Source organism: Collinsella sp. CM84Y_54, assembly GCF_036317945.1.
GTDB lineage: Bacteria > Actinomycetota > Coriobacteriia > Coriobacteriales > Coriobacteriaceae > Collinsella.
The window spans coordinates 274,765-289,195 of record NZ_JAWQCX010000003.1; the positions used below are offsets into that span (position 1 = coordinate 274,765).

The following is a 14,431-nucleotide window of genomic DNA, read 5'->3' on the forward strand; positions in this document are numbered from 1 at the left end:
GGGGTCTAATGGGGCGTTATTTGGGCCACGGGTCACTTCGCCGGCGCCGTGTTTCGTCATACGCTCATTGTGGAAGCCGATGCCACGGGGCGACGAAGGCCTCGGGCAACGGATGAGCTGCAAGCGAAAGGAGCGGTGAGGATGATGAAGCCCATGACGAAGAAGCTGCTGTTAGGAATTCCCACCGTGGCGCTTTCGGCTGTGTTGGCGTGTACGCTTGCTGGCTGCGGCGGTAATGCGCCGAGTGGCTCGGGCGGGAGCGCACCTGTGCAGGAGAAGTCCAAGAAGGCCAAGGCCTATGATTCGCAGACGGTCGAGGTAGCAGGCATTACCTATGAGTCTGTGGCTCACGGTACGTTCTATCGCGGCGATGCCAAGCTGCAGGACGGCTTTTACCTGCACATCAAGATCACCAACAACAACACAAAGAACAGGACGTTCAGTTCCTTTAACGTGCATGCTGCCCAGGGCGATCTTGAGGCAGGTGACCCGTTGTTTACTTCCGGTAAGGCGGCCGTGCTCGACTACGTTGCAAGCGAGGCTCCCGATGAGCTTCACGAGGGCATCGATCTTTCCAAGAGGCCAGATATCGGTCCGGGCGAGACCGTTGAGTACGTGTATTTCTGGGCGCCCAAGACGGCGTACTACGGGCCCATCACTGTCGAGTTCGTAGACGCCTACGCCCCCGTCAAGAATCATGAGGCCATGCACTTTGACACCACGGACTGCGAGACCAAGGAGTTCAAGGCGGCCGGCGGCGTGGCCGATTCTGGCGAGAAGGCAGATTTAACGGGCATCGACTGCGCATCGTACAGCATCGAGGCCGCCGATGGGTACACGCTGGATTCGTCCGACGAAGAGCGCGAAAAGGCAAACTTCTTCCACGACGAGACTGGAGGACGTCTGAACATCAGCATCTTCCCGCGCTCGCCGGAGGAAGAGGTTGCAAGCCTAGAACAGGTCTACGAAGGCAAGGAGACAACAACCGACCAGGTCGAGTACAACGGCATAACGTGGCTGCGCTTTACCGGTCCCGACAACGGCCATACGCTGTTTGCGACGGCTCCCGCAACGGGTGAAACTGTCCGCGTATCGATCGGCTGGAAGATCGACTGGGATGCCGCCGTGCCCATGATGGAGGCGCTGAAGCTCAAATAACGCCGCGATTCTCACGTCAGGCGACTCAGGGCTGGCTCCGAGTTATCGGGGCCAGCCCTTTTTGGTGCTCGATGAGCCTAGTCGGCGTCTCTCGCAAAAGTAACTAGGAGCTAGTGAGGCCTATCCGAATTGACCTCATTGGCGGTGTCGGTTTCGAGCGCCGTGCGGCGGGCGCTGTAGGCGACGAGGCCGGCACCAGCTGCGGCGAGTGCTGCAGCGGCTGCCGTAAGGGGAGCGTTGACATCGCCCGTGCCCGCAAGCGCGTCTGCTTTTCCGGAGCGCTTGTTATTGCCGTGGTCCTTGTCACCGCCAGAGCCACTGCCGCTGCCGGAGCTGCTTCCGCCGGAGCCGCCGCCCTCGTCAGTACCGCCGCCACTCGAGCCGCCATCGCCGTCGACCGTCATCGGGGCGTCGTGAAGTCCTGTCGTATCCGCGCTGTCGCATACGCCGACCTGAACTTCTGAGCGTTCGCATGCCTCGTCGGGCGCATGAAGCTCGTGCAGTACGGCACCCAGCGCCGAGTTTGCGCCCGGTCGAATTTCCTCGAGCGTTACGGGATCGAGCGCCACCAGATTACGCGCCTTCGCATACAGCGTTACGCGTTTGCCCACTTCGTCGCTCCAACTCTCGGGGATGGCGAAGCTCATGCGAAACTGTGCCGTGCAACCCGGTGCCAGCACGGCGTTGCCGTTGTCGGCTACCAGCGGGTGCGTTGCAAAACGTGCACCCAGCGTCTCGAGCGCGTACTTTACGTGTGCCATGTCGTTGGCCGAAGCATCCTCGGCAAGCTCTGGATCGTGGATCGAAGCCATGCGTGCGTTCACTCCGAATCCGATGGATGCGCTGGAGAACGGCTGGCTGGAGCCCTCGCGGTACAGATCGATCGTGCCGGCGGTTAGCAAGGTGTTGCCGTCGTTTCGCACCGTGACCATGAAGGATTCGCCTGCTGCTCCGGGCACCACCGCGCCCGAGGTGGCGACCGCGCCCGTCGGAGTGGCACACGCCACCAAGGGCACTTCGATGCCGTGCAGCTCTGCCTCGCTCTTCTCTGCGCTCACAATGTGTGTGGCGAGCGCGGAGAGCATGCCGCCCGACGTCAAAAATGTCGTTATCTGATCGACGGGATGGTCCAGCTCGCACATCACGAACGGCTCCGTGAACAAATCGCCTGCCAAGGTGCTGGCGAAGATGCGGAAGTGCTTGCCCATCACTGCTACCGGGTTGTCTTCTTCGTCGTAGGTTTGTCCCACCTTGCCGTCGGTGTTCTCTACATAGAGCACGCACCTGCCGTTGTTGCTTACGCTAAACGATGCCGGGCCACAGCCTGCGGCACCCACGGGCTGCGTTGCAAATGCCGATGCGCCTCGCGTCCAAGTAATATGCTGCAGTTGCTCGTTGACGGTTGCCAAAAAGCCCGAATGTTGTGGCCACGGCACCGCACGGGGTACCGTGGCGTCTGGTGACATAACGCCCCAGCCCGCAATGGACTGGCCGATCACGGCGTACGATGCGCAGCCGCAACCGTCTGCGGTCTCGTATGCAACGGGCACCACCATTTTGCCGTTGATATTTTCGGGTTCGCCCAGCTCGATGCTCGACGGTGCCTGAGGAAAGCGGAGAACTTGGCGGAACGTCAGGCTGTCGCCCGAAACGTCCGACCACAGGGTAAAGCATTCCAGCGCAACCTCGGCCTCGCTGCCGAGCGCCTTCTCTGCGGTGGTTCCGTGGCGGTGGAGGTAGGCGCCCGACAGACGTCCGTCGACAAGCGTTTTGCCCACCGTGATACGCGGGCACTGAAGGCAATGGTAGCCATCCTCTTGCAGGCGGCCGCGCGAGATGCTGCGCCATGACGTGTGCGATATCACGCGAACTCCGTCGTTGCTTATGCGCAGGCGCGCAACGGACAGTATGCCGGATGTGCTCGCCGTATCGAAAAGAGTGTTGTCACCGGCGGGGCGCTCGCCCGAGATCAGCAGCACGTAGGCGTCCTGGTTTCCTCTTCCGTCCGTATATTCCACCACGTCGAAGTCGTAATCGTATATGCCGTCGCGCTCCACGTCGCCCTCGCCAAACCCAAGGGGAAAGTCCACGGGCGTGGGGGCAGACCACGTGCCGTTTGCCTTTGTGTGCACCACCAGGCGCGAACGGCCATTGTCGCCGTAGCGCACCGAGGCGATACGGAACAGGCATTCTACGCCGGCGATAATCGCCAGCTTCATGTGAGCTTCGCTGAGCACGCCAGTAAACAGCACGTTGTCGCTCGAGGGTTTGATGCCGCCACGCTCGTCCTCCGATACACCAGCAGAATTGGCGTTGGGGTCCGCAACGGCGTTCGTCGCCTGCCCGATATAGGTGTACTCGTACATCGGCGCGGCGTTTTCGTCGTTCCCTATCAGTGCATGGACGAAATGCTCGATCTGTCCCGTGTCGTCGCTTTCTGCATCTGCCTCGAGCTCAATGCGCGTGACCGCTTGATCCCAATCGCGCACGACAGGCGCAACGTTTACGGCAGTGGCCTTAACCTCGGCGCGTGCGAGCAGCTCGGCGTTGGTGACGATGGTGGCCGATGCGATAAATTGCGGCACGCCGCCCGCCTCGATGTTGCCGGGAGTGCCGAAGCGGGCATCCAGCGTGTAAGGCGTATCTCCGCCCAATGCGAGCTCAGAGCGCTGGAGCACATACTGGTTGCCATTGTTCACCGACATATTCCACGAATCGAGGAGTGTGGGCCACGACCCCGACCAAGCCTTGGCGGTCCACTTGAACATGACGAACTGGAGTATCACATCGACATCGACGTTTGCACCTACGCGCAGTCGCGGAAGCTGGTGTCCATCTGCCTTCTCGTACCCAATGAACAGCGTGAGGGATGCGGCGCCGCGCACGGCAGACGAAGCGACGCCTGCAACGCCGGCGCCAAAGGTGACGGCAAGCCCGATCTGGATGGTGAACGAGCCCGAGGTGTTTGAATAGTCGAGCGAAATGTTTTTAAAAAACGCCGCGCCGCTGCCGTGCGTGTGGGCACCCACGGCGAGCGCCAGCTTCGCCAGCACCCAGGGATTGACGTTTAGGAAAAACGGCACCGGTCCTAGGGTAAACTGCTCGGTCCAATTGAGGTCGGTTCTTACTTGGAAGAGTGCCTTAATATTGCCGTATGCGGGGTCGTTGTTGTTGCCCCAGGTTTTGCCCACCCAATCGTAGGCGAGCGAGCCGTACAGCTGTGTGGCGATATCCATCGTGAACAGCAGCGTGCAATGGTGGCGAAGGAGCTTAGTGTTTCTTGGATCGGTTCCCGAACCGGCACTCATGCTCTTGTACTGATTCCACTTCCCCTCCATCTCGTCGAGGTAGCGGTTTGCCTGCTTGGCGCCCGACTCACGCGGCGATTTCTTCCAGTACTCCGGATCCGGATTGCCTGAATCGTTCATGTAGCCGACCGGTTTGTATCCTCCGCCAAACAGCACGTACCCGGCAAAAGAGAAATCGAACAAAATGGGGAACGAGGGCATCCAGCACGTGAACTTATTGCCGCCGATGCCGGGAAACGCTGCGGGGAAATCAAACGGAGTGATCTCTTGGTCCATGGTGGTGGGGACGATAGTGGTCGATCCGGATTCCGCCTTTGCCGCCGGCGCGGTAACAACGGCCATGGGGGAGGAGAGCGTGTAGGTTTTGCCCTGGTAGTCGAGGACAAAGCGCAGCTTGCATCCTTCTTCCAGAAGGCTCGACGCTGCATCGAGGAACTTGTCCTCGAGCGTGAACGTCGCCAGATTATCCGCGCCCGATGCGCTGGCCTTGACTTGGCCAATCTGCGTGACGGTTTCGGATGAGCTGCCCGCAGCGGGCATCACTTTATTGATATGCAACGTTGCCTGCCCGCCCTGCGGCAGATGGGCCTGCACGGTAAAAGCGTGCGTGTCGGGCTGATCGTTTGCCGTGTCGTCCTTCGGCAATGCCATGAACGTAGCGTCGGCGTACTGGATGTCCCATTCGTCGAATGTGAGCTGGCGGAAGTACGGCTCGCCGTCGGAAAGCGGACGCGTGGGCGCGGTTATGGCGGTGCCGCCCTGGATACGCGCAAGGGGAATCTCGACATCACGGTAGCCCGCCATGCTAATGGAGATGCCACCGTTAAAGTCGTACGCGTCAAGGAGCGTCGCCTCGTCCACGTAGCCTTCCGAAAGTGGCGCGACCTCAAAGATGGCCGTGCCTTCGTTATCGGTAGTGGCGGTGAGCTGCTTGCCTGCGGCATAGCGCGATGTGAGCGTGACCTGGGCACCCGTGATGGGCGTATTCTTGTTGGCGACGTCGACCACCACCACGCCGAACATAGTGCGCGAGAGAACGAGCACCCTGAAGGGGTCTTTTTCGTCGGCATAGGCTTCGGTGGGCGCGAACGGCAGCAGGAAGGCGTTTGCGCTTCCCGGCACGCGCGGCAACATAATGCTTGCCAGCGAGGACGCTCCGGCGATAAGTAACGAACGGCGATCAAGCATTTTGGGCTCCCATCCCGCAAATATCGGAGGAAATAATCCAATTTTGCGAGAAGGTGCCCCGTGGCGGTAGTGCCGTTCAAGGGTCAAAATGTCCAAATTGAGCGCGCGAAAGCGTCAGGCCCCCGGGGTGCTTTCGATATGCCGGGCAGTCTGGCCGCTAGCGCAACATGTGGGCAACCAGCTCGGCGCGAGTTCCGATACCAAGCTTGGCATACACTCCTGATAGGCGATTTTTAACGGTGCCCGGCGATACTTCCATGTGGCGTGCGATTTCGGCGTTGGTCCATCCGCGGCAGGCGAGCATGGCCATGGTGAACTCTGTGGTCGTTAAATCGTCGGCCACGTCCTCGCCCGAATCGGGGTTGTGGATGCGCCGCCAGCCGTAGCTGAATCGATACGTAATCTCGATGATGCGTGCGAAATCGTCAGGGTATTGCGATTTTAGGCATGCCTCGATGAGTCCCTGCAAAAGGCCGTGGTGCTCGCCAATGAGTTCGATAAGGCCGTCGGGGCGCGCAATGTCCCAAGCGGCTTCAAAATGCGCTTTTGCGGCGTCGACGTCTTTGAGACTCATGAGGGCCATAGAAGCCGACAAGTGCAGGAACAGTTCCGAGATCGGATAGCTTCCCTGTTTCATAATCAGGGCGTTTTCCGCCATGCCCAGGCTGCGGCCGTATTCGCCGCGCAGATACAAGGCGTGCGCCATCACGTAGCTGGCGAACAGGCGCAGGCCTTCGGGCAGGTGCGCCGCAAGTGGATAAAACTCTTCGGCAGAATACGGGGAAGGCAAGTGCAGCAGGACGCTCGCGGCGGAGGCGAACAGGATATGCGTGGCGTGGACGGCGGGCGATTCCTCGTCAGTTGGCGTATCGAGGATGCCCGCAAGGCAACGGCGGGCATCGGCGATACGGTTGAGCGACAGACTGGCATATCCACAGATAAAGCATGCGGAATAGCGCAGTGCGGGGTCGGTGGCGTCTAGATAGGGGCGTGCTGTCTCGGCGGCGAGCGTGGCCTGTCCGCGAAAGTACAGCGCTTCTGCTGTGGCGATGGTGCGTGAATCGGGGTCGGAAATGCCTGCAACCGCAGCGTCAATCTGGCCCGGCACAAAGGCGGTGCACATCAACGGCATGGGAACGCATGGGTAGCCATCGCAGTCCATCTTCCATCTCCCAACAGCTGGCAACAATAGCAGCAATTGTACTCCTGTTGCTCGGGACCCCTTTCGTTTTACTGTTCGGTTAACGCTGCGGATCGTTTTGGAAGGCTTACGAGCATGGTGGTCCCGTTCTCAGAACTTGCTTCGACCTCTACCGTGCCACCGTGAAGCGCTGCAATCTCCCAAACGAGCGCTAGTCCGAGTCCTGCGCCGCCGTATGCCCTGCTGCGGGATTTATCCAGGCGAAAGAACGGTTGGAAGATGCTCTCACGGTACTGCTTGGGTATTCCCGGGCCCTGGTCCTCGACTCGCAGGAACACGTGGCTGTCGTTGTCGCAGATGGAGACGTTGACAGTCGAGCCGGGGTGGCTGTAACGGATGGCGTTTTCGGCCAGGTTAAACACCAGCCGATAGAGGAGCGCATCGTTCCCGATTACTAAAGCGTCTCCAGCACAATTGAGGGCTATGCCCTTATTTTCGGCAAGTGGTGCAAGGTCGGTGAGGACCTCTTCGGACAAGGGACCGAGTTCAACGGCGTCCCCGCAAGGGACGCTGCGGAGCTCACTCATCTCGAGCAACACCTTGGTCATCCGCGACATTCGCTCAGTTTGTTCTTGTAGCAGGCCGAGCAGCTCGGCTGTTTCGGGTTGCAAACCGGAGTGCTCGGAGATGAATAGTTCAATCTGTGCCTGCATAAGGGCGAGCGGGGTGCGCAACTCGTGCGCGGCGTTGCCGGTAAACTGACGCTGTGCAGAGAACCCTTCGTCGAGTCGGCCAATCATATCGTTGAATGAGGCGCTGCATCGCTGCAGTTCGGTGGGTACATCTTTGCTGAGTCTGATTTCGCTTAGGTTGTCAGGCTGCACGCGCTCAACCTGGGCTGCAAAAGCCCGTAGCGGTTTGAGTGCATGGCCGCTCACAAAGTATGCCAGCACGCCGCCAAGGAGTGTGATTCCAGCCGTGATGCACCAGGTTATCGTGCCAAAAGACTCCTGTGCGTCGTTTACGACGATCGTGACCTCGTCATCGAGGGTCGCTTTCGTTGGGTCGAACGCCTGGGGCGAATCTTCGCCGGTTGCGTTAAAGGCCGAGATATTACTGCCGATGGCATCCATATAGCGCATGCCCGTATAGCCGACCAGGCAGTTCGTCAGCACGCACGCCGCACACGTCAGCAGTGCCGTCATGATCGTTATGCGCCATTGCAGCGAAAGCCCTTTCATTCTCCATCCTCCATAACGTAGCCCTCTCCAATCCGATTGCGAATCGGGTCGTATCCCAAAGCGCTGCGTAGCTTTTTGCGGAGCGACGAGATATGAACGCGGGTTGCGTTGCTAAAGCTGTTCACGGTGCTATCCCAAACGTGCTCTATAAGCTCCTCTTGGCTTACCGGTCGCCCCTGATTAAGCATCAGGTATTCCAAGATTCCCGTTTCCTTGCGCGTAAGAGATAAAGCCTCGCTGTCCACGGAAGCGATGCGCGCCTTGGTGTCAAAGCGGAGCTTTCCGCAGGCTAAAACTATGTCGCTTTGTGTAAAGCGTCTGAGGGTAAGGCTGCGAATCCTTGCCGCAAGCTCGTCCAGATGAAACGGCTTGGTGAGGTAATCGTTGGCGCCGGCATCGAGTCCGGCGACTTTATCGGATACTCCGCCACGTGCGGACAGAATCAGTACCTTAGTCTCGCAGTCAGTTTTCCTAAGTTCCCTGAGTACGGTCATGCCGTCGATACGGGGAAGGTTGAGGTCGAGCACCACGAGGTCGAAGGCCTCAACGTCCAGTAGGTCGAGCGCCTCCTGTCCGTCGTGACAGCAGTCGACGCTGTACGCCAAGTTTCGCAAGCTGCGCGCGATTGCATCGCACAGTGCTCGCTCGTCTTCGACGATCAAAATACGCATAACAGTCTCCCTGCACATTCCAAATCGCGCTTAACACGGATTTTATAGTCGATATGGTCCAATGGTCGCGTAACGAAAGGAGTGGTCGAGTTGTTCAAAGCGGTAAAACCCGTGGTACAGGTCGCTTTGTTGATCGTCGGAATCACCATGGTGTGCTTTGGTGTTATGCGTGGCGAGGCGGATGCCGTGCTGGCCAAAGCGATTAGGCTGTGCTTGGAGTGTATCGGAATTGGATAAAAGAGAAAACACTGCGTCGCATGTTTTGGCCCGATTTCGCGGATTCATTCAGGCGGCGGCGACGCTGGTCACCAATATTCACCTGCCAAACTTTGCCAAAGGAAGCATCTATCAGGGCGCGGGAAAAACAGTCTGCGTACCTGGACTCAACTGCTACTCGTGTCCAGCGGCTTCGGGCGCGTGCCCCATCGGATCGTTTCAGTCGGTGGTGGGCTCGTCAAAATTTAGCTTCTCGTATTACGTGACCGGAACGCTCATTCTGATTGGCGTGCTGTTGGGGCGTTTTGTGTGCGGCTTTTTGTGCCCGTTTGGATGGCTGCAGGAGCTCCTGCACAAGATTCCCGGCAAAAAGCTGTCGACAAAAAAGCTCAAGCCGCTCACGTATATCAAGTACGCCGTGCTGCTGTTTGCCGTGGTGCTGCTGCCCGTCTTGGTGGTTAACGACGTGGGGATGGGAGACCCGTTCTTTTGCAAGTACATCTGTCCACAGGGTGTGCTCGAGGGCGCCATTCCGCTGGCGGCTGCCAATGCCGGCATTCGATCTGCGTTGGGACAGCTCTTTACTTGGAAACTTGCCGTTCTCATTGCCGTGGTAGTGCTGAGCGTTTTGTTCTACCGCCCCTTCTGCAAATGGATTTGTCCACTCGGCGCATTCTATGCGCTCATGAATAAGGTATCCCTACTGGGGATCCGGGTCGATGCATGCAAATGCGTCTCGTGCGGCAAGTGTTCAAAGGTTTGTCAGATGGACGTTGATGTGGTCCGCGCGCCCAATCATGCCGAATGCATCCGGTGCGGAAAGTGCATCGGGGCCTGTCCCGTCGATGCCATCAGCTATCGCTATGGCCTGGATGTGTCGGCGGAAAAGCTCCCCTTGACCGCCGATAAAAAGTAAACAAGCTTCGACAAAACGGAGGAATGACCATGAAGCTTTCTAAGATTGCGGCCCTGTTTATGGTGCCGGTATTGGCCTTGTGCCTTGTGGCATGTTCGGCGCCCGGTGGCAATGCGAGCGAATCTGCGAGCTCCGATCCTAAGATCGCAGAACTCACTGCGCAGAAGCCGGCCAATGCCGACGAGGCCGCCGAGCTGTATGCGAAGCTCATGCAGAAGGAGAACGAGATCTTTTCGAGTGATAACGCGCTGTGGGAAAAGGTATTCAATGCGGCAAATAAAGACTCGGCAATGATTGAGGACGGCAGCAATTACGGCGATTTCCTGCTCAAGACCATCGACGGCGCCAAGGATGAGTTCACGGCGGATGAGCTTAAGACGCTCAAGGCCGGTGCACAGCAGATCAAGGAGATCGAGGACAAGCTCGAGAGCCTGGAGAAGGAGTTCCCCGGCTGTGGAAGCACGCCGAGCGCAGGCGAGAGCGTCGACGCTTCGGCCGCTGGCATGACGGCTGGTGCCAATGCTTCGAGCGAGACGACGAAGTTCCCCAGCTTTACGGGCAAGGACCTGGATGGCAACGACGTGAGCAGCGACGAGCTGTTCTCTAAGAACAAGGTCACCGTCATGAACTTCTGGTTCACCACGTGCAAGCCGTGCGTGGGCGAGCTGGGCGATCTTGAGAAACTGAATCAGGAGCTTGCCGAGAAGGGCGGCCAGGTCGTGGGCGTCAATTCCTTTACGCTCGATGGCAACAAGGGCGAGATTGCAGATGCCAAGGACGTGCTGAGCAAGAAGGGCGTGACATATAAGAACATCTGGTTCAAGTCGGATAGCGAGGCCGGTAAGTTTACGTCAAATTTGTTCTCGTTCCCGACAACGTATGTCATCGATCAGAATGGCAACATCGTAGGGGATCCAATCGTGGGAGCCATCAGCTCCGCCGAGCAGCGCGCAGCGCTCGACAAGCTTATCGACCAGGCGATTGCGAATAGCGGGCAGTAAAAAACGCGTAAGGCGTAGCGAGGATCGTGTGTCGCTGTGCGAAGTAGTCCGCTACCTTTCAAGATAAACTCCACCATAAAGAGGTCCCGCTCGGGACCTCTTCTTTTAGGCACCGTCCCGTTCGTTTTTTGGCGCGGTTCGTTACATTCCTCACTGGCACCGGCAAAAAATGGGGATAGAGTAGGACAAACGCGTCGAATACGAACGGCGGAGGAGAGCGGGTGAACGTGCCCGCGCGGGAGAGGTTGCCGTCCATGCTGGAGCTCAAAGGTATTTGCAAAAGGTACGTTACCCAGTCGTTTACGCAGGTGGCGCTCGACAACGTAAGCCTGTCTTTTCGCGATAACGAGTTCGTGGCCATTCTGGGTCCCTCAGGCTCAGGTAAAACCACGATGCTCAACGTTATCGGCGGGCTCGATCATTTCGATTCTGGCGACCTGCTGATCGACGGCATTTCGACCAAGGACTTTCACGATCGCGATTGGGATGCCTACCGCAACAACCGCATCGGCTTTGTGTTCCAAAGCTATAACCTCATTCCGCATCAGACCATTTTGGAAAACGTGGAGCTGGCACTCACGCTCACGGGCGTGGGGCATGCCGAGCGCCGCCAGCGTGCGCGCGAGGCGTTGGAGAAAGTCGGCTTGGGCGAGCACGTTAACAAGCGCCCGAGCCAACTTTCGGGCGGGCAGATGCAGCGCGTGGCCATCGCCCGCGCCCTGATCAACGACCCCGAGATTGTGCTGGCAGACGAGCCGACCGGCGCTTTGGATTCAACGACATCCGTACAGGTCATGGACCTGCTCAAGGACGTGGCGCGCGACCGTCTGGTTATTATGGTCACGCATAATCCTGAGTTGGCGTACCAGTACGCCACGCGCATCGTCAACCTGGCGGACGGCAAGATCACCGACGATTCCGACCCCTTTGATGTAGCAAAGGCCGCGCGTCGCGAGGCCAAGCCTACGCGCAAAACCTCGATGAGCTTTGTGACGGCGCTGGGGCTTTCTGCCCGAAACCTCATGACCAAAAAGGGCCGCACGGCCATGACGGCCTTTGCGGGCTCGATTGGCATTATCGGTATCGCGGCGATTCTGGCGCTGTCCAACGGCGTAAACGGCTACATCAAAAAGGTCGAGGAGGATACGCTCTCGAGCTACCCGCTCACCATTTCCAAGCAGGATTACGACCTGTCGTCCATGATGGGTGGACAGGGGGCCACGGATGATGATACGTCCAAGAACGAGGGCTCGTCCGACGACGGCACCGACGGCAAGGCTCAGGGAACCGATAAGATCCCTGTGGTCACGGCCGTAAAGGATATGTTTGCGAGCGTTAAGTCCAACGACATGACGAGCTTTAAGGCATGGCTCGATGCCGGTGGCGACGGCATCGATAAAGAAGTCAACGCCATCCAGTACGGCTATGGCGTGACGCCGGTTGTCTATCGTGCGGGTAAGGGCGACGAGAAGCCCGTCCGGCTGGTGCCCAACGCCATGACCGAGGCCATGAGCGGAGGTGCGAGCTCGGCGGCGACGGTGAGCATGGAATCCATGGGAACCTCGGTCTTTAACGAGATGATCGACGACCAGAGCCTGCTCGACAGCCAGTACGATGTTGTCGCCGGTCATTGGCCCACGTCTGCTGATGAAGCCGTAATGGTGCTTTCGAGCCGTGGAACGGTGGGCGATTACACGCTCTACAGCATCGGCGCGCTGGATATCAACGAGCTCAACGATCTGGTTAACAGCGCCATGACGGCTGACGGTAAGATCGAGACGCCCGAGACCGGCACCGACTTCACCTACGACGATGCGCTGTCCACGACGTTTAAGGTGCTGTCGCCGGCCGATGCCTATCGCAAAAACGAAGAGACCGGCATGTGGACTGACATGTCTGGCGACGCCGACTTTATGGCCGCCAAGGTTGCCGACGGTATCGACGTGCACATTGTGGGCGTGGTGCGACCAAACGAGACGGCCAATGCGAGTGCGTTGTCTCCGGGCATTGCCTATACGCATACACTGACTCGCCAGCTTATGGAGCGCGCCGCCGATTCGCAGATTGTGCAGGAGCAACTCGCCCACCCCGAGACGGATGTCTTTACGGGCAAAACCTTCGACGAACTGCAAGGCGAGGCCAAGCAAGGCGTGGATCTGGGCAGCATGTTCAGTGTGGACGAGGCGGCGCTTAAGAGCGCGTTCTCGTTTGATGCGTCTGCACTCTCGGGTGCGGCCGGCGGTATGGACCTTTCTGGTATCGACTTGTCCGGGCTGGACATTGACCTTTCGAACGTTGGCAAGGACATCGACTTCAGCGACATCATGGCCAAAGCGCCGGCCCCAGATTTCTCGGGCATCTTTGACGGTCTGGAGCTCACGCCCGAGCAAATGCAGCAGGTGGGAACGCTTGCCAACCAACTGTTTGAGGGCTTTTTGCAGTCTGATCAGTTTAGGGCGCTGTCACCCGATGATCTTAAGGACGCGTCAAAGCTTGCTGCCGCATTCTCGGCGTATCTTGAGAGTGATACGGCAGCCCAGCAAATCCTGGCCCAGCTCAAAGCGCTCGGCGGCGATGCCCTGGCCGAGCGCTTGCAGCAGGCGATGACCGACTATGTGCAAAAGCAGCTGGCTCCGTATCTGCAGCAGGCTATGGATCAGGTGATGAAGTCGATCAGCGATCAGATTGCGGCGACGGTGTCAGCTCAGCTCAAGGCGGGCGCGGAAGGGCTCATGGGCCAGATGGCGACGCAGATGTCATCGAGTTTTGCCAACCTGGCGAGCGCTATGCGTGTGGATGCGAGCGCCTTTGCTCATGCCATCCATTTCAACATGGATGCCGAGGATCTGAGTTCGCTCATGATGGGCTATGCCAAGGCTTCGAAGCTCACCTACGACAACAATCTGACCACGTTGGGCTATGCGGATGAGGCCGACCCCATCTCGGTCAAGATTTTCCCGCGCGACTTTGAGGCCAAGGAGCGTGTGCTCGATCACATCGATGCGTACAACAAGCAGGTCAAAGCCGCCGGCCACGATGAACAGGCGATCTCGTACACCGACTACATGGGCATCATCATGGGTTCGGTGACCGACATCGTGAACACCATCAGCTTGGTGCTCATCGCATTCGTGAGCATCAGCCTGGTGGTGAGCTCCATCATGATCGGCATCATCACCTACATCAGCGTGCTGGAGCGAAAAAAGGAGATTGGCATCCTGCGCGCGATCGGCGCGTCAAAGCGCAACGTGGCCAACGTGTTCAATGCCGAGACCTTTATCGAGGGCCTCATTGCCGGCGTCTTTGCTATTGTCGTCGTGGTGGCCGTGAGCTTTCCGGTTAATGCCTGGGCGCTTGCTGCCAAACAGGTACCCAATCTGATGAGCCTGCCCGTGCAGGATGCGCTGGTGCTCATCGCGATTTCGGTGCTGCTGACGGTCGTTGCCGGTCTGCTGCCGGCCCGCAGCGCATCCAAAAAAGACCCCGTGGAAGCCCTGCGCTCCGAATAATGTGACAAGGGGACAGCCCCTTTGTCACATTGAGTGGCTTGTAAAATCGAGGTCTAATACTTTCGGAAAAAGTATTAGACCT

General features: G+C 58.6%; 9 protein-coding genes. 5 read left to right on the top strand and 4 right to left on the bottom strand.

Translation table 11 applies throughout. The features are described 5' to 3' along the window. The first annotated feature begins 144 nt into the window (after nt 1–144). Nucleotides 145–1,158: a hypothetical protein gene (locus V2391_RS06395; RefSeq protein WP_329738652.1), complete on the top strand. Its 1,014-nt coding sequence runs from the start codon at nt 145–147 to the stop codon at nt 1,156–1,158. Nucleotides 1,159–1,268: 110 nt separating this feature from the next. On the opposite strand, the gene V2391_RS06400 is transcribed toward V2391_RS06395, so the two are convergent. The 4 genes from V2391_RS06400 to V2391_RS06415 form a co-directional block, all read right to left on the bottom strand. Beyond that, on the bottom strand, nt 1,269–5,654 hold the full coding sequence (locus V2391_RS06400) for a hypothetical protein (RefSeq protein ID WP_329738653.1): 4,386 nt from the start codon (nt 5,652–5,654) through the stop codon (nt 1,269–1,271). Between the two features lie 157 nt (nt 5,655–5,811). Beyond that, on the bottom strand, nt 5,812–6,816 hold the full coding sequence (locus V2391_RS06405) for a helix-turn-helix domain-containing protein (RefSeq protein WP_329738654.1): 1,005 nt from the start codon (nt 6,814–6,816) through the stop codon (nt 5,812–5,814). Between the two features lie 68 nt (nt 6,817–6,884). After that, entirely contained in the window at nt 6,885–8,036 is a 1,152-nt protein-coding gene (locus V2391_RS06410; protein WP_329738655.1) for a HAMP domain-containing sensor histidine kinase, read from the bottom strand. Beyond that, nucleotides 8,033–8,725 carry a response regulator transcription factor gene (locus V2391_RS06415; protein WP_442878000.1) on the bottom strand — a complete coding sequence of 231 codons (693 nt, stop codon included), beginning with the start codon at nt 8,723–8,725 and terminating at the stop codon, nt 8,033–8,035. Before V2391_RS06415 ends, V2391_RS06410 begins: the two co-directional genes overlap by 4 nt. A 147-nt stretch (nt 8,726–8,872) precedes the next feature. Between V2391_RS06415 and V2391_RS06420 the strand changes: the two genes are divergently transcribed. From V2391_RS06420 to V2391_RS06435, 4 genes are all read left to right on the top strand, one after another. Next, nucleotides 8,873–8,944, top strand: coding sequence for a CD1871A family CXXC motif-containing protein (locus V2391_RS06420; protein ID WP_254179316.1), 72 nt, complete (start codon nt 8,873–8,875; stop codon nt 8,942–8,944). Continuing rightward, entirely contained in the window at nt 8,937–9,839 is a 903-nt protein-coding gene (locus V2391_RS06425) for a 4Fe-4S binding protein (protein ID WP_329738657.1), read from the top strand. Before V2391_RS06420 ends, V2391_RS06425 begins: the two co-directional genes overlap by 8 nt. A 29-nt stretch (nt 9,840–9,868) precedes the next feature. Further along, nucleotides 9,869–10,840 (top strand): TlpA family protein disulfide reductase, encoded by a 972-nt coding sequence (locus V2391_RS06430; RefSeq protein WP_329738658.1) that lies wholly within the window; start codon nt 9,869–9,871, stop codon nt 10,838–10,840. Nucleotides 10,841–11,094: 254 nt separating this feature from the next. After that, nucleotides 11,095–14,349 (top strand): ABC transporter ATP-binding protein/permease, encoded by a 3,255-nt coding sequence (locus V2391_RS06435; protein ID WP_329738659.1) that lies wholly within the window; start codon nt 11,095–11,097, stop codon nt 14,347–14,349. Nucleotides 14,350–14,431: the final 82 nt, after the last annotated feature.